This is a genomic window from Pseudomonas sp. P1.8, assembly GCF_001269805.1.
Classification (GTDB): Bacteria; Pseudomonadota; Gammaproteobacteria; order Pseudomonadales; family Pseudomonadaceae; genus Aquipseudomonas.
In genome coordinates this window covers 61,655-82,070 of the sequence record NZ_LHVM01000018.1, presented here as the reverse complement: position 1 = coordinate 82,070, position 20,416 = coordinate 61,655, and the positions used below count along the sequence as shown (strand labels likewise).

The window sequence follows — 20,416 nt, the reverse complement described above, 5'->3', positions numbered from 1 at the left end:
TTCGCCAAAGGTCTGTGGCTGACCTTTAGATTAATCCACTCCTGCCTAACCTGCATGATCTCGATCAGGGCTTTTCGCCTTTGAGTCGGCGCAGGCTGATGTCTGCCAGGCAGGTGTCGAGCTCTCCCAAGTGGTCGATTACCGAATGCACGCCCAAGCCAAACAGCTGCATCGTCGCCTTGCCGCGCTTGATGTCGCGCTCCGGTGGGCTCAACGCTTGCCACGCCTCAGGCGCCAGCCCGCACAGCGAGCCGCACGACGCCAGGCCGATGGTCCACAGTCCGGCATTCAGAGCCGATTGCAGTAATCGCGGTTCGCCGCTGACCAGTACACAGCCGTCCAGTCGCTCGACGCCTAGATTCATTAACGCCTCCCAGCACGCGTCAGGCGCAGGCCAGGGTTTGTTTGTTGCCAGATGTTGCGATGGTTTGATCCATTCTGGCAGATCCATGGCCAGGGAATGGCTGAGGGCGAGAGGAAGTTCATCGAGCCAGGCGCAGCGAATTTGCTGGCGCTGCAAACTCTTCAGGCTGTCCAGTGCGCCGGGCGTTGTCTCGGCATGTTCGGCCAAAGCAGGGCTGCCATGCCCACGTGTGCGTGCGCCGAAGTCCACCAGGCAGCCACTGAGGCCGAACAACACTGCGGTCAGGTTCAGAGCGGTTTGGGGCAGTGTTTCGGCGCGCGGCATGTGGACGTCCCTGAAATATCCTGAAGGCTAAAGGGCGACAGTGACAGTTGAGTGACATTGATGTGAATTGCTCACATTCAGGTTGAATCCATTCAACGGGGATTCGTGCAATGTGTCTAAAGCGCTGTTTACGCCTTATACTTGCCAGCTTGTTGCTCGGGCCACGCGCTCGAGTCGGTACAGTCCAAGGAGTTTTTCTATGCGCTGGAGCAATCATCTAGCCCAGATTTGTGTGTGTGCCAGCCTGTTGCTGGTTCCGTTCGTTGCCCAGGCAGCCTCGGAAGACGACCCTTGGGAAAGCGTGAACCGCCCGATCTTCCAGTTCAACGATTTCGTTGACAGCTATGCCCTGAAACCTTTGGCTCAGGGCTATCAGTTTGTGACGCCGCAATTTCTCGAAGACGGCATTCACAACATGTTTCGCAACGTCGGTGATGTCACCAATCTGGCCAACAACATCTTGCAGGTCAAGCCGGCCGCCGCGGGTGTCGATACCGCGCGCCTGATCTTCAACACGACCTTCGGCCTGCTGGGCTTCTTCGACGTCGGCACGCAAATGGGCCTTCATCGCAATGACGAAGACTTCGGCCAGACGCTCGGTTACTGGGGTGTAGGCAGTGGCCCGTACGTGATGCTGCCGCTGCTGGGTCCAAGCACCTTGCGTGACGCGCCCTCGAAGTATGTCGATGGTTACACCGGACCGTATCGCTACATCAACGATGTGCCGGTGCGTAATTCGGTGTTCGGTCTGAACATCGTCGACACCCGCGCCAGCCTGTTGTCGAGCGAGAAGCTGATCAGCGGTGACAAGTACACGTTTATTCGCAACGCTTATCTGCAAAACCGCGAATTCAAGGTGAAAGATGGCCAGGTAGAAGACGATTTTTAAATCCTGACCGATAAAACAAAAAAAAGCGGCTTTCGAGCCGCTTTTTTTTTTGGAGCGAAGTTAATGCATCGCAAGGATTGTCAGGCCGAGTTTCTGCCTGCCGTCGTCCTGTTCTCTGACCCAAACCACCTCGGTCTCGGCCTCAAGACCTTTCAACGCCGCATGATCGGAGTCGATCCGTACATCAAGCCGATCGCCGACCTTGAACGAGCGCGGCGCCTGGACCTGCATGCCGCGGCTGGAAAGGTCGATGCAGACGGCTGGCACCTCATCGCCTTGATGAATCAGCGACACCTCGGCATCGACCCGCATGCGGATGAAATCGCGCTTTTCGCTGTAGTCTCGACGAGTTTGACTCATGGGCTTGATCCTTCCATTGGGTTACGGTTTTGACGGTTCTTATAACTCCCGGTGATTTGGAGAGTGTAGTCGTCAAGCGACCATCGGCGTGAGCTTGAAACGCCTCGCGGATGGGAGTACCGTCTGCGCCTTAGAAGGGCACCTTTGGTGTACGTGTGTGTAGGGCGAATGCTCGAAAGCAGTGCGACAGAGAGGCTAGAAAGCGAATCCAGTAGTGTGAGCCGGGATGCAGTCCCCGCCAGCTACGCCAACCTAATTCTGGCGCCGTTTGCCCACATGCCAAAAACCAGTGCCACGCTGCTGATAATCGATGATGACGAAGTAGTGCGCGCGAGCCTCGCCGCCTATTTGGAAGACAGTGGTTTCAGCGTCTTGCAGGCCAGCAATGGCCAGCAGGGTCTTCAGGTATTCGAGCAAGACAAGCCCGACTTGGTCATCTGCGATCTGCGCATGCCGCAGATGGGCGGACTCGAACTCATCCGCCAGGTTACCGAGCGGTCCTCGCAAACGCCGGTGATCGTGGTTTCGGGTGCCGGTGTGATGAACGACGCGGTCGAGGCGCTGCGCCTGGGTGCGGCGGATTACCTGATCAAGCCTCTCGAAGATCTGGCGGTGCTTGAGCACTCTGTGCGTCGCGCCCTGGATCGTGCGCGCCTGCTGGTGGAGAACCAGCGCTACCGCGAGAAGCTGGAAAAGGCCAACCGCGAGCTCGCCGCCAGCCTGAACCTGCTTCAGGAAGACCAGAACGCCGGTCGCCAGGTGCAGATGAACATGCTGCCGGTCAGCCCCTGGGCCATCGACGAGTTCAAGTTTGCCCACCAGATCATCCCGTCGCTGTACCTGTCGGGTGATTTTGTCGACTATTTCCGGGTCGACGAGCGTCGGGTAGCGTTCTACCTGGCAGACGTTTCCGGTCATGGTGCCTCTTCAGCCTTCGTCACCGTGCTGCTGAAATTCATGACGACGCGCTTGCTGTTCGAATCCAAGCGCAGCGGCACATTGCCGGAATTCAAGCCTTCAGAAGTCCTTGGTCATATCAACCGGGGGCTGATCAGTTGTAAGCTGGGTAAACACGTCACAATGGTCGGTGGAGTCATCGACGAGGAGACAGGTTTGTTGACCTATAGCATCGGCGGACATCTGCCGTTGCCTGTGTTGTACACACCCGACAGTGTTCGTTATCTGGAAGGGCGTGGTCTGCCGGTGGGCCTCTTCAATGAGGCTACCTACGAAGATCACGTACTGGAACTGCCGCCGACGTTCAGCCTGACGCTGATGTCTGATGGCATTCTGGACCTTTTGCCAGAACCCACACTCAAAGAGAAAGAAGCGGCGTTACCCCAACGGGTCAAGGCTGCGGGCGGCACCCTGGATGGGCTGCGGCAGGTTTTTGGATTGGCCACGCTAGGGGAGATGCCGGATGATATCGCCCTGTTGGTGTTGAGCAGGAATCTTTGATGAGTACCGGTAGAATCCAGTTCGCCGAGCAGGACGGCACCTTCGTCCTGAAATTCGTCGGTGAAGTTCGCCTGACCCTGTGTTCGGCGTTGGATGCGACTATTGATCGGATCTTCACCGCGTTGAATTTCAACGCCATCGTGATCGACCTGACCGAAACCCGCAGCATCGACAGCACCACCCTTGGCCTGCTGGCCAAATTGTCGATCCTGTCGCGGCAGAAGGTTGGCCTGTTGCCGACCGTCGTCACCACCCACGAAGACATCACCCGTCTTCTGCAGTCCATGGGTTTCGAGCAGGTGTTCAACATCGTTGACCAGCCTGTGCCATGCCCGGAATGCCTGGACGACCTGCCAGACCAGGATCAGTCCGAAGAAGTGGTGCGGATCAAGGTGCTCGAAGCGCACAAGATCCTCATGGGCCTGAATGACTCCAATCGTGAAGCGTTTCATGACCTGGTGAACGCGCTGGAACGCCACTGATTTCCTGAGCCGATGGTGCTTGTCCAGGCGCCATCGCCAGCAAGCCGGCTCCTACAATTGAACACATCGATTACCCTGTAGGAGCTGGCTTGCCAGCGATGGAGCCCGTTGAGCCACTGCAAAAACCGCGCGCAGCCAACCTGGTCAAACAGCCACAAAAAAGGGCGAACCCACCAAGGTTCGCCCTTTTTGCATTTCGCTGAATCAGATCACAGCTTGGCTTGCAGCAACGCCTCGAGCTTTTCCTGATCGCGAGCGAACTGGCGAATGCCTTCAGCCAGTTTCTCGGTGGCCATCGCGTCCTCGTTGGACAACCAGCGGAACTGCGATTCGCTGAGGATCAAGCGCGCCTCACCGGCATTGCCCGGTGCCAGTTTGCGCTCCAGCTTGCCAGTGTCAGCTGCCAGCTTGTCGATCAGGTCCGGGCTGATGGTCAGTCGGTCACAACCGGCCAGCTGCTCGATCTGGCCCAGATTGCGGAAGCTGGCACCCATGACCACGGTTTTGTAGTCATTGGCCTTGTAGTAGTTGTAGATGCGCGTCACCGACTGCACACCCGGATCATCGGCACCGGTGTAGTCGTTGCCGTTGGCCTTTTTGTACCAGTCGTAGATGCGGCCCACGAACGGCGAAATCAGGAACACCCCGGCGTCGGCACAGGCGGCTGCCTGAGCGAAGGAGAACAGCAGGGTCAGGTTGGTCTGGATGCCTTCCTTTTCAAGAATTTCGGCAGCACGGATGCCTTCCCAGGTGGAGGCGATCTTGATCAACACGCGGTCACGGCCGATACCGGCCTTGTCGTACAGCTCGATCAGGCGATGCGCACGCTTGAGCATGGCGTCGGTGTCGAACGACAGGCGCGCATCCACTTCGGTGGAGATACGGCCGGGGATCACCTTCAGGATCTCCTGGCCCACGGCCACGCCAAATCGGTCGCTGGCCAGGCCAATATCGCCCTTGCAGTCATTGACGCTGGCGTTCAGCAACTCGGCATACGCAGGAATGGCCGCGGCCTTGAGCAGCAGGGAAGGGTTGGTGGTGGCATCCACCGGTTTGACGCGAGCGATCGCTTCGAAGTCGCCGGTGTCGGCAACCACGGTGGTCATTTGCTTGAGTTGTTCCAGCTTGGAAGTCATGGGCGTGCTCTGTCCTATGGTCTGATGACATTACCCGAGCGCTGACAGCCACTCAAGGGTATGTACGTGTATCGAAGGCTCCTGCGGCAACAACCTGTATACGATTGTTTGAAAGGCGGGGGGCGGTAGTGATCAATACGATGCCAAAAAGCGCCACAGGTTCAAAGCAACTGACCGTCAGCCCGCCGTTTACGGATGTCCTACTGGTCATTCAACTGGGTTGAGGCAGCCACGCTCGCTGGTTTCGGTTGACCGCCAGCAGTCAGCAAACCGAAATTTCTCTCCCGTTCATTGCTGCCAGTTTGACTGTTTTTCCACTCATAGATCGAAGTAAGCGGGATGTTGAGCCTTTTGACCTCGGCGATGAAACCGCTGATTTTGCCGGCCTGCGCCTCGATCCCGCCGTTGGAGTTGAGCGAGGGAACGCCCCATTCACTGATGACGCCCGGTAGGTTGAAGTTCTGTTGAATGAACGTCTGCGCAGTGCTTATCTGCGCGCCCGACATCCCATAAGGGTGATAGGAGATTGCGCTGAGACACTTGGGGTATTCACTGACGATGCTGTTCAACGCAACGGTTGACGCCGTTCCGGCACTCGGCGGGCGGGCGAAGCCGAAGCCAATCAGCGGCGTCGATTGCAGCGTGTCCTGCTGCGACCTGCATACGGCACTCATGATTGGAACAAACGTGGTGTCGAAATGGCCCGTTGGCCAGTACGTTTCCAGGTCCGGCTCGTTCCATATTTCAATCGCGACGAGCTGCGTGCCATAGGATTTCTCCAGACTCATCACCGAGTTGGCAAACGACTCACCCGCGGCGGCCAGTTCATTGATGTTGCCGGGCCCGGAGAGCAGCGACTTGGTCGAGCGAACGGTCATCAGTACCGGCAGCCCGGCGGATTTTGCCGCGGCAAAGGCGTCGCTGATCTGCTTTTGATACGCCGGGCCGCCCAGGCTATTGGTCCATACGCCAAAGCGCACGAAGCCGAACCCGGCGGCTTTGATCTGCTCGGCATCGGAAGGGGAGAAGGTCTGGATCTTCACTTGGACGCCAATGGTTTTGTTCGCGGCAAGTACGGGGAACACGTCGTTGGCGTGAACCTGATTTACCGTACTGAGCATCAACAGGGTCGAGGCGGTGAGCCATTTGAAATGTACTGATCTCATGTCTGCTCTCCTGGATGGTAATGGCACTCGCCAATCATTTATTCATTCCTTTCATTTCGAGAGCGACGAAATCACAAAGTGCGTGAATGTTATTTTTTGTCAGGTAATGATTGCCGGAAAATCACAGTTATTTTTGGTCCGCTAATTCTGGTTGGGAGCTATTAAGTGCTGTGGTACTTAATACACTTGTATTAACAGGGCGAATCTATTTGTGCGTGCCGCAAGGTCTGTGGATTCACTCAAGTCCACATCTAGATGTTGGCCTATTGATATTATCCAGGAAAGTAACCTTGTTCAAAAAGATCCTTGTCGTCTGCGTTGGCAATATCTGCCGAAGTCCGACAGCAGAAACTTTGCTGCGTAACGCACTGGCCCCTTCAGCCATCAGTGTGACCTCTGCGGGCCTTGCAGCAAGGGTCGGTGAGGCCATGGAGCCGGTGGCGCTCCAGGTGCTGGAAGAGTATGGGCACAGTGCCCAAGGGTTTAAGGCACGGCAAATTACAGCGGATATCGTGAATGAATCAGACCTGATTCTGGTCATGGAACAAGCCCATGTAAAACAAGTACTGAACATTGCCGCCCATGCGCGGGGCAAAGTGTTTCTGCTCGGTAAATGGCAAAGCGAGCGAGAAATACAGGATCCGTATCGTCAGGGAAAGGCCGCTTTTATTCATGCCCATGCATTGATTGAAGATGCTGTTTGCTCATGGGCGCAGCGCCTCGGACATTGATGAATATCCTTCAGATCAGTGAATGGTAAGAACAAACTTATGCAGTTACCGTCAGTAATCGGCACCCGGGACAACGATCAAGACAGTATTGATCTTCTCGGCATTTTTGGTTCTTTGGTTGACCAGAAATGGTTAATAGGTGCGCTCACCGGAGCGTTCATGATGACCGGCGTTGCCTACGCGGTTTTGTCGACGCCGGTGTACATGGCGAACGCGCTGGTGCAGGTCGAGCCGAAAAAGAACGACATGCTCGGTTTTTCCGACCTCAACAGCATGTTAGGCGGACAATCGCCGTCGGTGACCGAGATTGGCATCATCAAGTCCCGCGCGGTGATCGGCAAAACTGTCGATGATCTTCGCCTTGATATCGACGTCACCCCCAACACCTTCCCGGTGATTGGCGGTTTTTTCGCCCGGCGTTATCGCGGCGAGACCGAGTTCAGCGTAGCGGCACCGCGTTTCGGTCTGAACAGCTACGCCTGGGGCGGTGAGCGCCTGGAGATCACCCGGCTCAATTTGCGAAAAGAAATGCTTGGCAAGAAGCTCACGCTGGTCGCCGGCGAGCAGGGTCGATTCCAGTTGTTCGATGAAAACGACAACTTGCTGGTCGCAGGTGTCGCTGGCGAGGCGTTCGCGCAGGGCGGGATAGAGGGGCAGGTCGCTCAGCTGTCGGCCAACCCTGGCACCCGCTTCGAAGTGGTGCGCAACCCACGGATCGTGACCATCCAGAGTTACCAGGATGCGCTGGATATTTCCGAGCAAGGCAAGGAGTCGGGGATTATTCGCTTGGCCCTGGCCAGCACCGACGCGGCCGAGGCGGTGAGGATTCTCAATAAAGTCGCTGCGTTATATGTGCAGCAGAACGTACAACGTACGTCGGCGGAAGCGGCGCAGAGCCTGGCGTTCCTGCAAGGTCAGCTGCCGCAAGTCAAACGCGACCTGGCCAAGGCCAGCGATGCGCTCAACGGTTATCAAACCCGCGGCAAGACGGTCAACATTTCCCTGGAAACCCAATCGGTGCTGGAACAGGTCGTCAGTCTGGACACCCGTATCTCTGAACTGAAAATGCAACAGGCGGAGATGGATCGCAAATTCACCAAACAGCATCCGGCGTACCGCGCCTTGATGACCCAGATCGGCGAATTGACCCAACAGCAGAAGACGCTGGAGAGCAAGGCACAGGACCTGCCTGCCACACAACAGGAGCTGCTGAACCTGACCCGCGATGTAGAAGTGGCGTCGCAGATCTACACGCAACTGCTGAACAAATCCCAGGAACTGGACATCGTCCGGGCAGGGGCGGTGGGCAACGTGCGATTGGTCGACACGGCGGATGTCGACATGACCAACCCGGTCAAGCCGCGCAAGGCACTGATCGTGCTGATTGCAACCTTTCTCGGCGCCTTTTTCGCGGTGGCGCTGGTGTTGCTGCGCAAGTCCCTGAGTCGCGGCCTGGAAGGTCCGGAAGCCATCGAGCAACTCGGCTTGCCGGTGTACGCGTCAATTCCATACAGCGCGTTGCAACAGGAAGAGGACAGTAAAAAACTGCGCTCGAAGGGCGCGTCGGACAAACCGGCCTACCTGTTGGCGCTGCGCAACCCGACGGACTTGTCCATCGAGTCGATCCGCAGTTTGCGCACCTGCCTGCACTTTGCCGGTCTGGACTCGACCAATAACCGGATCATGATTTCCGGGCCCAGCCCCCAGGTGGGCAAAACCTTTGTCTCTTCCAACCTTGCGGCAGTCATGGCGCAGAGCGGTCAGCGGGTGGTGCTGATCGATGCCGATATGCGCAAAGGTCACCTGCACAAGACGCTGAACACACCGATCACCAATGGTTTGTCGGACCTGTTGGTCAAGCGCTGCACTATCGAGCAGGCGATCAACCAGGTCGAAGTCGACAACCTGTATTTCATCAGTCGCGGTCAGGTTCCGCCCAATCCTTCAGAACTGCTGATGCACGCCAATTTTCGCGAATTGTTGGCACAGCTCAGTGAGCTTTACGACGTGGTGATCATCGACACGCCACCGCTGCTGGCGGTGACAGACGCGGCGATTGTCGGCCGTGAAGCGGGCATCAGCCTGATAGTCACCCGTTTCGGGGTGAACCCGGCCAAAGAAGTCGAGTTGACGATTCGACGATTCGCACAGAACGGCATCGAGTTGAAGGGCGCCGTTTTCAACGGCGTCGAGAAGCGTGCTGCGAGCTATTACGGCAACGGCGGCTACGGCTATTACAACTACGAATACGCGTCCGACAAATCCTGAGTTTCAGCGATTTTTCTTACATGCATGCAAGTGGGTGGACTGTGAAAAAAATACTGCACGTGGCTGAAACGATAAAAGGTGGTGTGGCGACCGTTATCCGCACGATTTCGACTTCGCCCGAAGATGACGCGGCTAACTATGAGCTGGTGTATCTAGTGCCACAGGATCAGGAAAAGGAACTGCACGGCATCCCTGCGCAGCAGATTCGTACCTTTGCCAGGACTGGCCGCAATGTGCCGTCATTGCTGCGTTTCGCCTGGCGACTGACCCAGGTGATGCTCAAGGAAAAGCCCGATGTGGTGCATTTGCACAGCACCTTTTCCGGGGTGATCGGCCGTTGCGTCTGCGTCCTGTTGCGACCTTGGCGCAAGCCGAAAATCGTCTACTGCCCGCATGCTTTTTCATTTCTGATGGAAAGCTCCCCGACCAAGCAGAAAGCCTACGCATGGATCGAGCGGGTGTTGCAGAAGGTCACCGACGTGATCATCTGCGTCAGCCAGTACGAACTCGACAAAGCGGCGCGGTTTGGCATTGAGCGCCAGCGCATGAAGCTGATCTACAACGGCATTCACCGCAAGGATGACACGCCGAAAACCACCAGCCCCGAGCCGATTCATCTGCTCTTCGTCGGCCGCCTCGATTATCAGAAAGGCTTCGACGTGCTGCTCAAGGCCTTCGCTAATGTGCAGCGCACCGATCTGAAATTGACGGTGGTGGGCAGTGCCGTCAACGAGGATTCGGTCGAATGTCCACCGATGGACGCGGTTGAATATTTGCCTTGGGTCACGCCGAGCGAAGTGCAGGCGCTGTACCAGCAAGCCGATGCGTTGATTGTGCCCAGTCGCTGGGAAGGTTTTGCCATGGTGCCGCTGGAAGGCATGGCCATGGGCCTGCCGGTAATTGCCAGCAATTGCACGTCGTTGCCCGAGCTGGTCTCCCATGAGGTGTCCGGCTACGTTTTCCCCACCGGTGACCACCAGGCGCTGGCCGATGTGCTGACGAAAATCCAGAAGCCACGGTTGCTTGACCTTGGCAGCGAAGGTCGCAGCATCGTGCGCGAGCGCTTCAGCGCCGCGTTGATGATCCGCCAGACCTACGACCTGTATCGCGCCCCCTCTTTTTAAGTAGAACTCAAGCTTATGAACGTAACGATTTTGCATGGCTATAGCGCGTCCAACTCCGGTGACGGTCTGCTCGTCGATCTGGCCATTGCCCTGGTGCAGCGCAATTTTGGAGAAGAGACTTCGATCAGTGTCGTGGCCTCAGATCCCGACTCCTTCAATTACTTGCCGCACAAGCGTTTCGACGCGCCGGTGATGGCGGCCAAGGGCTTGGGCCGGGTCAAGCAAGCGGTGTTTCTCAATCAGTCTTACGCTGGTCTGGCTGACCTGTTGAAAAAGACCGATTTGATCGTTGGAGTCGGCGGCGGCTACATGCGCTCGAAAAGTGCCTTCGAACACATCAAGTTGAAACTGGGCCACGCCAAGCAACTGGAAACGGCGATCCTCAGTAAAGTACCGTCGGTGTACCTGCCGCAAAGCATCGGGCCGTTTCATGGCGAAAGCAGCAAGATCGTCGAGCATTACGCGCGCGCCGATGCGGTGTTTGTGCGCGATAACCGCTCCTCGGCAATTTTCGATGCCTGTGAAAATGTCTACCGCGCGCCTGATCTGGCAGTCCAGTCATTGGCCGGCAAAATCCTCATGCAACCCAAGTTCACCCATTGCGCGTCTTCGCCGGCAACGGTGTGCGTGGTGCTGCGCAAGCCGCCGGCGTGGAGCAAGGAAAAGAAAGTTGCCTACGTGGCCAACCTGAAGTTGCTGCTGCAGCGCTTGAAGAACAAAAGCAAGGTGGTTTGCGCGGTCCAGAGCGCCGTTCGCGGCAACGATGACGGTGCGTTCTATCGCGAATTGGGCATTACCGAAGACCTGCTGCCATTGAAGGCGACGCTGGCCAGGTTTCAGCCGGATCTGGTGATTTCCGTGCGCTTGCACGGCGCCATCGAATCGCTGCTGTCCGGTGTGCCGGCGTACCACATCAGCTACGAGAGAAAAGGCTTCGGCGCCTATCAGGACATGGGTGTGGAAGACTGGGTGATCAACGGCGGCGATATCGATGTCGACACCATCATCAACACGGTTTACGCGCCGAACGCATTGTCCGATTTTGGCAAGCGCCTGACCGACACCTGTCGCGAGATCGAAGCGAAAGCCGTGGCCATGGACGAGATTATCAAAGGCATCGTTCGATGATATTCCGGTTGTTGCTCCGGGGCGGGGCATTGGGCGCGAAGTTTCTGCTGGTGCTCGCCATCACCCACTACCTGGGTTATGAAGCGCTTGGCCTTTACGGCGTGGTGGTCGCTGCCTCGTTGATTGCGTCGAAGTTCTACAGCGTTGGTTTCAGTTCCGAGATCAATCGGCTGATCAGCGTTGGCGGCAGTTCGCGGGGAGTGATTGACAAAGTGCTGCTGCTGTATCTGGCGGTGGGGCTGGTGTTGTCGGTGGTGACGGTGTTGATGTATTCACTGTTCCAACAGGTTGTCGCGCCGACCGCACTGATCCTCTGTGTGACGCTGGTTTTACTCACTGAGCACCTGTCGTTCGAAATCAACTCGTTCGTGTTTTCCGCGCAAAAAGCCACGGCGGGCGCGCTGCTGTTTTTTATCAAGACTGGCCTGTGGGCGCTGTTGGCGGTGGGCGCGATGATGCTCGGCTGGGTGTCGGGAGTCGCCGACGTGTTGTGGCTGTGGGTCGTCGCCAACGTGTTGGTGATCGTCGCCGGTTACCTGATTGTGGCGAACGTGCACAAGGGTCGAGCCAGCGGGACGCCGGCCACGGCCACGGTGTGGAAAGCCGGGTTGCCGTTCTATCTCGGCACCGGGTTGATCGCGTTGAGTCAGTACGCCGAACGCTTTCTGATCATCGACATCGAACCCTACGCCAGCCTCGGTCAATACGTGTACGCCTGGTCGGCGGCCAACACCTTGCAGGCATTGTCTTACGCGGTGGTGGCGGTGGTCGGCATTCCGGTGCTCGCCAAGCGGTTTCAGGCGAATCAACAGCCGTTTACGGTCCGGCAACTGTTCGTGAACAAATGGGTCATGCGCTCGCTGGCGGTGTCCGCCGCGGTGGCTGTGCTGATTTATCTGTTCTTCAATGTCGTGCTCGATTACGTCGCCACGACAGTGCCGCGTCCGGATAACGCGATCCTTGGCGTGCTGATTTTTTCCTTCGCCCTGCGTGCCATTGGGGACATCGTCTGGGGCGGGTTGATTGCTTCGAAGAACAGTCGGGTTTCACTGGCCAGTGCGGCGATCTGCTTGTTGGTTTCGGTACCGGTCAGCTACGTGCTGATCAAGCACTATTCGATCTACGGCGCCGCCTGGGGCAACGTCTTTGCGATCATCGTGCAGCTCGGCGTGATTGCCGTGCTGACCCGTGTGACCCGTCCGAAAGGGGCTCTGGCATGGGGTTGAAGCTGCCGTGCATCGAGTTTCGCGGCAGAAAACTCGATTCCTCGATTTCGTTCCTGATCCTGTTCACCGGGTTGTTTCTGTCAGTGGCCATGCCGCTGTTGATTCCCCGCGATCCCGGCCCCGATGCCATGACCTTGTGGTCGTCATACGCCCGTGCCGACAACTGCAATTTCTGGAACCCGTTTTCGCCGGATCGCTCTTCCTATGAGTGTTCGGCGTTTCTGTTGCGGCCCACCGGGATCAATCTGACCAATGCATGGGCCTATGGCATGTTCTGCAATTTTTTCCTCACGGCGATTCCGGTGGTGGTCTTCCGGCGAATGCCGCTGACGATTTTCGGCACCCTGTGTCTGTGGGGCATCGTTCGCTCGTTTTTCCTTGAAAATCTGACCAAGGAAATCATTGTGTCGGTGGCGGTGTTGAGCATTTTGCTCAGTTCGTTGACGCGCAAATATCGCGGCGGATTTTTCCTCTCGGCGGTGATCTACGGCGTACTGATCCGCCCCTACTGGATTTTGTTTTCACTGTCGTGGGTCGGCGTCTGCGTGATGAAGAAGTACGTCTCGCGTTTCACCTTCTTCCTGATGCTGTTCCTGTTCTACCTCGCAGTTGCAATGGCGATTCAGGTGGCGCTCGGGTTTCCGGTGTCGTCGATTCGCGCCAGCAACAACGAACTGCGCACGGCGGGCGAGGAGGGGTCCAAGTCGTTGATTGTCTCGTGGCTCAGTGGCAGCGACTTTGTCTCGCAAGCGCTGGATTCGATGATCATCTTCTTCCGGCTGTCGTTCCCGGTGGAGCTGATTTTGCTGTCAGGACCGGGGCAGGTGATCTTCGTGGCGTTGATGATCATGACCGCGTTGCTGCTGTTCAAAGTCATCACCTCGACCGATTACAAGGGCGCGCCGATCCAGACCAAGCCCAAGGAGCTGATCGCGATTCCGTTGGCATTTCTGCTGGTTCAAGGTCTGTTCGAGCCGGACTTCGGTTCCTTCGCCCGGCACTTCTCGATGGTGGTGCCCGTGTTGTTCGTGGGCCTGGGATTGATGCTGCGAGCGAACAAACCGATGCAGGTTGAATCAAGAGTTCTGAATTGAGGCGGGTGCTTTATGTCGAGCAATAAAAAGTCCCTGGAGATCGAAACGCTGCGCGGACTGGCATGTCTGTTGCTGGTGCTCTATCACGTGATCGGTCCGTTGGGCGGTGGTTTGAAAATAGACCTCGGCTCGCCGTTCCGGGTGATCGCCGATTCCATGGTGTACGTGCGCATGCCGCTGTTCACCTTCATCTCGGGCTACATCTATTCGATCTACAAAATCCGCGGCAATGACTTTTCGGCGTTCTTTGCCGGTAAGGTGCGACGGCTGATCGTGCCGCTGTTTTGCGTGGGCGTGCCGTTCTCGGTGTTGCAGGCGGTAGGGCCGGGGGTGAACAAGGACGTCGGTGTGATCGATGCGTTGTTATCGTTCTGGGTGCCGATCAACCACTTCTGGTTTTTGCAGGCGGTGTTCATCATTTTCATGTTTGTCGGCCTGCTGGAGTGGCGTGGTTTGCTGCGTTCGGCGACGCGCTTGTATCTTCTGTTTGCCTTTGCGGCGGTACTGTTTTTATTACCGCCGTTCAAGCTCGATGCGTTCGGCATTAATGGCGCGATCTACCTGCTACCGTTTTTCGTAGCAGGGATGATTGGCCAGGAAAATGTCGATGCGTTCAAGCAACGGTTCAAGGTGATCGGGCCGTTGGTGTTTGTGTTGATCTCGCTGACGCTGCTGTACGTGGCGGCGATTGATCGCGAGTTGATTGTCGACCGCCGCAGCCTGATCGGTTTGACCGTGGGTTGCGTGTCCTGCATTGCGTTGCTGTCCAGTGACATGCGCTCGAAGTGGCTGACCTGGCTCGGTGGGTACTCCTACGCGATCTTCCTGTTTCATGTGCTGTTTGCCGCCACATCGCGGTTTGTCCTGGGGCGCTTGGGCGTGAAGGACGAAAGCGTTCTGGTGCTCGGTGGTGTGGCGTGTGGTTTGCTGGGGCCGGTGGTTCTGTCGATCGTTTTCAGTCGGTTCAACTTCACCTCCGTGCTGTTTCTGGGAGAGAGGGCAGCAGCCAAAAAACCAGCGGCGAATATCGTCCCGGTGTCTCAGACTTGATGTTTCTCCAAGTGAAGGAAGCGAAGCATGTTGGCAGTGGATGACGTCCGGCCTGTTGCGACGTCAGTGGTCGAAGTCGGCGACGCTCGCGAGCGCTTTGGTCAGTGGCGCGAAGGTAAAGCCGGGAAGGTTCTGTCCATCTCGGTGATCGGCGACAGCTACAGCGCGGGACAGGATTTCTATTTGAACAAACTGGTGCAGCGGCTGGCCGGGGAGGCGGGTTTCGCAGGGCCCGGCTATGTCGGCTTCAACCACGGTGCGGCGCTCGGCGGTACGCATTACAAATACACTCGCAGCAGCGATCAGTACTTCGGCGGTGACTGGCAGGTGTCCGGCCTTGGACAGGCCAGCCCCGACAGTCGCACCGTGTCGGGTCGACCCGGTGCCTGGCTGGAGATTGATGCCAGTTCGATAGCGGCCATCGATACGGCGGTCACCCAGGCGAAATTACTCTACCTCGGCAATGACGAACCTCATGAGATTCGTTACCGCTGGAGCCCTTCGCAAACCTGGCAGCCATTGACGCTGGCGGGCGAGGGGGTTCAGGAAGTGTCACTGCCTGGCACATCGGCAGCGAAAGACTGGTCGTTCCGGCTGGAAGTGGTGAAAGGCGCGCCAACGCTCTTCGGCCTGTGGATAACAAACGATCAGGGCGGTGTGCGGGTATCCAAACTCGCAGCGTCCGGCGCGGCGTCCGCTGACTTTTACCACAGCGATGAGCATTGGCAAGCGCAGTGGAAGACGGTGGTGTCGAAGATTCCCGCAGACATCTACCTGATCATGCTGGGCGGTAACGACCAGGGTTTTGGCGTGAAACCCGAGGAGTACCTGAAGAACATTCAGGGTTTGGTGGGGATGGTGCGCGAGATTCAACCGGCGGCGAGCATCAACCTGATCCTGCGTCAGGACACGACGCGTTCCAGTGCTTACCCGATGTCAGCCTATGCGCAAGTCCTGGAACCCTGGGCACGCAAGGAACACCTCGGTTACGCCAATCTGCAGTGCGCGTTCGGCACCGATTTCAAGCGCTATGCTGCCACCATGATCGGCCCGGACAAGATTCATCCGGTTCCGGCCACGGGTGGGCGGGTGATCGCTGACTATTTCTATAGCTGGATTGTTGGTGAGCAGGACCGCTGTGGTGCTGGCTTGATGTAGGAGCTGCCGAAGGCTGCGATCTTTTGATTTTTTTCAGGATCATGTCAAAGGATCGCAGCCTTCGGCAGCTCCTACAGGATGCTGCGGCAAATTTCGAATGTCTCCAGATGAGCGAGCAGCTCTGCTGTCTTGAGCGGCATCAGTTGCGTAGCACAACGGGTCTCCACGTTGATGATGATGGCCGGATCGTTGCAGCAAATGCGCACTCGGAATCGCCAGTCACTGAAAATCAATTTCAGCCCGTCACGGTCATCCATCTCCAGCGCCTGCCCGCGATAAAGTCTTTTCAGGTGAGCGAGGAGGGGATAGGGATCGAGCATCGGCCGGCGGATGTCTCCGGAGGCGGGAAACAAGCCGATTCGCTCCACCAGCAGCGTGGGGCCGAGCCAGGACTCGTTGGCGCTCGGCAACCGCTGATGTCGCGATAACGAGGACATCACCCCGAGGTTGCCCACCTCCATTGCAATGTATGCCGAGAGTTTTTCAATGTTCATGGTTGGCCTGCCTGAATGAAGAGTGGGCGTCGGGTATTGGAGCGTTCTCAGCGGCCCTTGAGGTACACGTTGTCGTAGCAGAAGTTGGTCGCCTGCAAGTAACCCTCGGCGTCACCGCAATCGAAGCGCAAGCCCTTGAACTTGTAGGCCAGCACGCAACCATTCTGCGCCTGTTTCATCAGTGCGTCGGTGATCTGGATTTCCCCGCCTTTACCCGGTTGCGTATCGGCGATCAGGTCAAAGATATCCGGCGTCAGAATGTAGCGGCCGATGATTGCCAGGTTGGATGGCGCGTCTTGCGGAGCGGGTTTTTCCACCATGTTGTTGACCCGGTAAATCCCATCGGAGATCAGCTCGCCGGCGATCACGCCGTACTTGTGGGTCTGGTCGCGCGGCACTTCCTGGATGGCCACGATCGAGCAGCGGAATTTTTTGTAGAGCTCGATCATTTGCGCGAGAACTCCATCACCCTCCAGGTTCAGGCACAGGTCATCGGCCAAAACCACGGCGAAGGGTTCGTCACCGATCAACGGGCGGCCACTGAGAATCGCGTGGCCCAGGCCCTTCATTTCCACCTGACGGGTGTAGGAGAAGGTGCAGGTGTCGATGAGCTCGCGGGTGCCGGCCAGGAACTTCTCTTTCTCGGTGCCGCGAATCTGGTGCTCGAGCTCATAGCTGATATCGAAGTGGTCTTCCAATGCGCGCTTGCCCCGGCCGGTGACGATTGCCATGTGCTGCAGGCCGGCGTCGCGTGCCTCTTCGACGGCGTACTCGATCAATGGCTTGTTGACGATGGGCAGCATTTCCTTGGGCATGGCTTTGGTCGCCGGCAAGAAACGCGTGCCATAGCCGGCAGCGGGGAACAAACATTTACGAATCATAAAAGTATCCTGGACAGTCATGGAACACAGCCAACGGGTGCGCACAATAATGAGTGATTGCAAGTTTCAATGATTATTGAAGGCTTGCTTTAATACCTGAGTCGGGCCGTTAATGGCAAATAGCAATGTGCGAATAACACGACAATGTTATGAGATGTCGGTTTAATAGTTATTGGTTATTTTTAGTCGGTATCTGTTGATAGTGGTGAAGTCGTCGGAGTGCTAATAAGTATCCCGCACTACAGTTTGACCTGCAAAAATATTTATTGCCAGTCGTTGAACTAATTTTGTTTTGGGGTGTTGTCGCTCTTGTTTGTGTGGTTCAGCACACATCTTTGACAAGAGAGGCTTGACACGCACTTCTGCCACTATGGACCGCACTATGAAAATTCTGGTAACGGGTGGAGCCGGTTATATCGGCTCGCACACCACACTCGCGCTGCTTGAAGCAGGCTATGAAGTTGTAGTGCTGGATAATCTTTGCAACAGCAGCGACGCGGCATTGCATGCAGTAGAAGGTATTTGCGGCAAAAGTGCACTGATGGTTCGCGGCGATGTGCGCGACCGGGCTTTGCTCGAGCGGATTTTCCAAGAGCATGCCATTGATGCCGTCCTGCACTTTGCCGGGCTCAAGGCCGTGGGCGAGAGCGTGCGCAAGCCGCTTGAGTATTACGAGACCAACGTCAGCGGCAGTATCACGCTGTGTCAGGCGATGGCCGCTGCTGGCGTGTTTCGCCTGGTGTTCAGTTCATCGGCAACGGTATACGGCGCGCCGGAGCAGATGCCGATCCGCGAGGATTTCCCCACGGGCATCCCGACCAATCCCTACGGTCAATCCAAGCTGATTGTCGAAAACGTGCTGCGTGACCTGAGCCTGGCCGATCCGCGCTGGAGCATCGCCCTGTTGCGGTATTTCAACCCGATCGGCGCGCATCAAAGCGGTCAGTTGGGCGAAGACCCCAATGGCATTCCCAACAACCTGGTGCCCTATATCAGCCAGGTGGCGGTTGGCAGCCTGAAAGAGCTGTCGATCTTCGGCAACGATTACCCCACGGTCGACGGCACTGGCGTGCGTGACTACATCCATGTCGTGGACCTCGCGGACGGGCATCTCAAGGCTTTGCAATCCATTACCGGGCGTATTGGCGTTCATACCTGGAATCTCGGTACGGGCGATGGCTACAGCGTGATGCAAGTGCTGCGCGCGTTTGAACAGGCGTGCGGGCAGCCGGTGCCGTATCGGATGATGCCGCGACGTTCGGGTGACATTGCCCAGAGTTGGGCAGATGCTTCCAAAGCGGCGAAAGAGCTGGGCTGGAAAGCCACACGCAACTTGCAGGACATGGTCACCGACACTTGGCGCTGGCAATCGAATCATCCCAAGGGCTACGAGAAATGATGGCGATTTAGCTCAATGTTATTTTCAGTCAGGTTGTTAGATATCGTCTGCAAAATACACTGGCAATGCCATTTGCAAGTCCGTAGATATAAACCTGCCGTTCGACTTTTATCAGTTGGGTAAGACTGTGAAAGAACAACGGCTCTTGTTCGCTCTTTTGCGGACTTGAACGCTACCACCTCTAACACACACACGGTTTCGATCGGGTTGAATGTTAGAAAGGAGTTGATATGAAGAAAGTGATGGCAATTGCCCTGTTGTCGATGGTGAGCAACTGGGCCGGCGCGGTTGAAGCGCCGCTTACAGCAGCGACCAATGTATTGGGTAACGTGGCGGCGACTCAAGCCACAGCAGCCAGTACTGCAATGGTCGCCAGCGCTGTAGCGGCGTCCAACAGCGGTGGAAGTGCCAACGGCGGTACCACGGGTACGACAGGTACCACTGGTACCACCGGCACGCATAACTAACCGGAACATCGGTTAGTGCAGTACAGGGTCGCCCGACGCAAGTCGGGTGACTTTGTTTTAGATTCGCCCTTGAATAGCGTAGTGCCATTATGACTCGTAGTTTTTCTCTTTTAATGTTGGCAAGCATCGCTTTACAAGGTTGCATGTTTTCCCCCGGCCAATACCTGAGCACCAGTGATATCACACGCCAGGGCGCCAGTGAGAGCAGCCGAGTCGAGCTCATTCCGATCACGCCCAAGCTCATCGCCATGAACAGGGCCACGCAAAAGCGTGAGTCCGTGCCGACGGAACTGTTGGCGGCCCCGGCCGAGTACCGCATCGGCAGTAACGATGTGCTGTACATCACGGTCTGGGACCACCCGGAGCTGACCGCACCCTCCGGCGCGCAACAGCAGATCGATGCCAACGGTCGCCTGGTCCGTGCCGATGGCACGCTCTACTACCCGTTTATCAAAGAGGTGCAGGCGGCCGGCAAGACCGTCCAGCAACTGCGATCGGACATCGAAGAAAGGCTGTCGGCCTTCATCGCCGACCCGCAGGTGGATGTCGCCGTGTGGCGCTTTTCCAGTCAGAAAGTCGTGGTGACGGGCGCCGTTGCCAAGGCCGGTCCGCAGGCGATTTCCACCAATCCGTTGAGTGTGGTCGAGGCCCTCGGTACAGCCGGTATCGATACGACGAGTGCCGACTTGTCCGGTCTTTTGCTGACGCGAAACGGGCGGGTGTACACGCTCAGTCTCGACACGCTCAATCAGCCGGATTCGCAGTTGCAGAATGTCTATCTCAAGGGTGGCGATCAGCTCTATCTGCCGTACAACGACAAGAAACGCATCTACGTCATGGGCGAAGTCAACCAGCCACGCGCATTGAGTTTCAAGACCGCCACCATGAACCTGTCCGATGTGCTGGGATCGGTCGGCGGATTGAGTCAGACCACCTCCAACGGCAACGCCGTGTACGTGATCAGGGGTGTTGAAAACCTCGATGTGGAGCCGGCGAAGGTCTACCAGTTGCAAGCCCAGTCACCGACCGCCATGGCGCTGGCCACGCACTTTGAAGTACGTCCCCAGGACGTTGTCTACGTAGGTCCTGCCAACGTGACTCGCTGGAATCGCTTCGTCAGCCAATTGGTGCCGTCGGCAGCGATTGTCGGTACGGGCGCGTCTGCGGCGAAGAACATGAGCGAAGTCAGCAGCAACAGCAATTAAGGCCGGGTCCGA

Annotated in this window: 20 protein-coding genes; 14 read left to right on the top strand and 6 right to left on the bottom strand. The window is 57.0% G+C overall.

Going from position 1 to position 20,416, the window contains the following annotated elements:
- Positions 1-64: 64 nt before the first annotated feature.
- The gene (locus AD668_RS20310) at positions 65-688 is read right to left on the bottom strand and encodes a hypothetical protein (protein WP_053161571.1); all 624 of its coding nucleotides are present in this window, start codon (positions 686-688) and stop codon (positions 65-67) included.
- Between the two features lie 199 nt (positions 689-887).
- Between AD668_RS20310 and AD668_RS20305 the strand changes: the two genes are divergently transcribed.
- Positions 888-1,577 carry a VacJ family lipoprotein gene (locus AD668_RS20305; RefSeq protein WP_053161570.1) on the top strand — a complete coding sequence of 230 codons (690 nt, stop codon included), beginning with the start codon at positions 888-890 and terminating at the stop codon, positions 1,575-1,577.
- A gap of 60 nt (positions 1,578-1,637) precedes the next feature.
- On the opposite strand, the gene AD668_RS20300 is transcribed toward AD668_RS20305, so the two are convergent.
- On the bottom strand, positions 1,638-1,937 hold the full coding sequence (locus tag AD668_RS20300) for a PilZ domain-containing protein (RefSeq protein WP_053161569.1): 300 nt from the start codon (positions 1,935-1,937) through the stop codon (positions 1,638-1,640).
- Positions 1,938-2,213: 276 nt separating this feature from the next.
- Here AD668_RS20300 and rssB point away from each other — a divergent pair, with 276 nt between their 5' ends.
- Complete coding sequence (rssB, locus tag AD668_RS20295; RefSeq protein ID WP_053161568.1) at positions 2,214-3,395, top strand: two-component system response regulator RssB; 1,182 nt, start codon at positions 2,214-2,216, stop codon at positions 3,393-3,395.
- Positions 3,395-3,877 carry an anti-sigma factor antagonist RssC gene (gene rssC / locus AD668_RS20290; protein WP_020798473.1) on the top strand — a complete coding sequence of 161 codons (483 nt, stop codon included), beginning with the start codon at positions 3,395-3,397 and terminating at the stop codon, positions 3,875-3,877. Before rssB ends, rssC begins: the two co-directional genes overlap by 1 nt.
- A 209-nt stretch (positions 3,878-4,086) precedes the next feature.
- Here rssC and tal read toward each other — a convergent pair whose 3' ends face one another.
- Complete coding sequence (tal, locus tag AD668_RS20285; RefSeq protein WP_053161567.1) at positions 4,087-5,013, bottom strand: transaldolase; 927 nt, start codon at positions 5,011-5,013, stop codon at positions 4,087-4,089.
- A gap of 200 nt (positions 5,014-5,213) precedes the next feature.
- The gene (locus tag AD668_RS20280; RefSeq protein WP_053161566.1) at positions 5,214-6,179 is read right to left on the bottom strand and encodes a hypothetical protein; all 966 of its coding nucleotides are present in this window, start codon (positions 6,177-6,179) and stop codon (positions 5,214-5,216) included.
- A 290-nt stretch (positions 6,180-6,469) separates the two neighbouring features.
- Between AD668_RS20280 and AD668_RS20275 the strand changes: the two genes are divergently transcribed.
- The 8 genes from AD668_RS20275 to AD668_RS20240 are packed head-to-tail and all read left to right on the top strand — an operon-like array spanning position 6,470 to position 15,958.
- Positions 6,470-6,910, top strand: coding sequence for a low molecular weight protein-tyrosine-phosphatase (locus AD668_RS20275; RefSeq protein ID WP_053161565.1), 441 nt, complete (start codon positions 6,470-6,472; stop codon positions 6,908-6,910).
- 39 nt (positions 6,911-6,949) lie between these two features.
- Complete coding sequence (locus AD668_RS20270; RefSeq protein WP_053161564.1) at positions 6,950-9,178, top strand: polysaccharide biosynthesis tyrosine autokinase; 2,229 nt, start codon at positions 6,950-6,952, stop codon at positions 9,176-9,178.
- A gap of 41 nt (positions 9,179-9,219) precedes the next feature.
- Complete coding sequence (locus tag AD668_RS20265; protein ID WP_053161563.1) at positions 9,220-10,302, top strand: glycosyltransferase; 1,083 nt, start codon at positions 9,220-9,222, stop codon at positions 10,300-10,302.
- Positions 10,303-10,317: 15 nt separating this feature from the next.
- A complete protein-coding gene (locus tag AD668_RS20260) occupies positions 10,318-11,430 on the top strand; it encodes a polysaccharide pyruvyl transferase family protein (RefSeq protein ID WP_053161562.1) in 1,113 nt (370 codons plus the stop codon).
- Positions 11,427-12,656: a polysaccharide biosynthesis C-terminal domain-containing protein gene (locus AD668_RS20255; protein WP_053161561.1), complete on the top strand. Its 1,230-nt coding sequence runs from the start codon at positions 11,427-11,429 to the stop codon at positions 12,654-12,656. The genes AD668_RS20260 and AD668_RS20255 overlap by 4 nt, the downstream gene beginning before the upstream one ends.
- Entirely contained in the window at positions 12,647-13,750 is a 1,104-nt protein-coding gene (locus tag AD668_RS20250) for a hypothetical protein (protein ID WP_053161560.1), read from the top strand. Before AD668_RS20255 ends, AD668_RS20250 begins: the two co-directional genes overlap by 10 nt.
- Positions 13,751-13,762: 12 nt before the next feature.
- Positions 13,763-14,800 carry an acyltransferase family protein gene (locus AD668_RS20245; RefSeq protein WP_053161559.1) on the top strand — a complete coding sequence of 346 codons (1,038 nt, stop codon included), beginning with the start codon at positions 13,763-13,765 and terminating at the stop codon, positions 14,798-14,800.
- Positions 14,801-14,827: 27 nt separating this feature from the next.
- Positions 14,828-15,958, top strand: coding sequence for an SGNH/GDSL hydrolase family protein (locus tag AD668_RS20240; protein WP_053161558.1), 1,131 nt, complete (start codon positions 14,828-14,830; stop codon positions 15,956-15,958).
- Positions 15,959-16,029: 71 nt separating this feature from the next.
- Here the strand turns inward: AD668_RS20240 and AD668_RS20235 are convergent, their stop codons facing one another.
- Both AD668_RS20235 and galU read right to left on the bottom strand, forming a co-directional pair.
- On the bottom strand, positions 16,030-16,452 hold the full coding sequence (locus AD668_RS20235) for a mannose-1-phosphate guanylyltransferase (RefSeq protein ID WP_053161557.1): 423 nt from the start codon (positions 16,450-16,452) through the stop codon (positions 16,030-16,032).
- A gap of 47 nt (positions 16,453-16,499) precedes the next feature.
- Entirely contained in the window at positions 16,500-17,333 is an 834-nt protein-coding gene (galU, locus tag AD668_RS20230; protein ID WP_053161556.1) for a UTP--glucose-1-phosphate uridylyltransferase GalU, read from the bottom strand.
- Between the two features lie 382 nt (positions 17,334-17,715).
- Between galU and galE the strand changes: the two genes are divergently transcribed.
- From galE to AD668_RS20215, 3 genes are all read left to right on the top strand, one after another.
- Positions 17,716-18,732 carry a UDP-glucose 4-epimerase GalE gene (gene galE / locus AD668_RS20225; RefSeq protein ID WP_053161555.1) on the top strand — a complete coding sequence of 339 codons (1,017 nt, stop codon included), beginning with the start codon at positions 17,716-17,718 and terminating at the stop codon, positions 18,730-18,732.
- A gap of 230 nt (positions 18,733-18,962) precedes the next feature.
- Positions 18,963-19,199, top strand: a complete 237-nt coding sequence (locus AD668_RS20220; RefSeq protein ID WP_053161554.1) for a hypothetical protein — start codon at positions 18,963-18,965, stop codon at positions 19,197-19,199.
- Positions 19,200-19,342: 143 nt separating this feature from the next.
- Positions 19,343-20,404 carry a polysaccharide biosynthesis/export family protein gene (locus AD668_RS20215; RefSeq protein ID WP_053161553.1) on the top strand — a complete coding sequence of 354 codons (1,062 nt, stop codon included), beginning with the start codon at positions 19,343-19,345 and terminating at the stop codon, positions 20,402-20,404.
- The last annotated feature ends 12 nt before the right edge of the window (positions 20,405-20,416 follow it).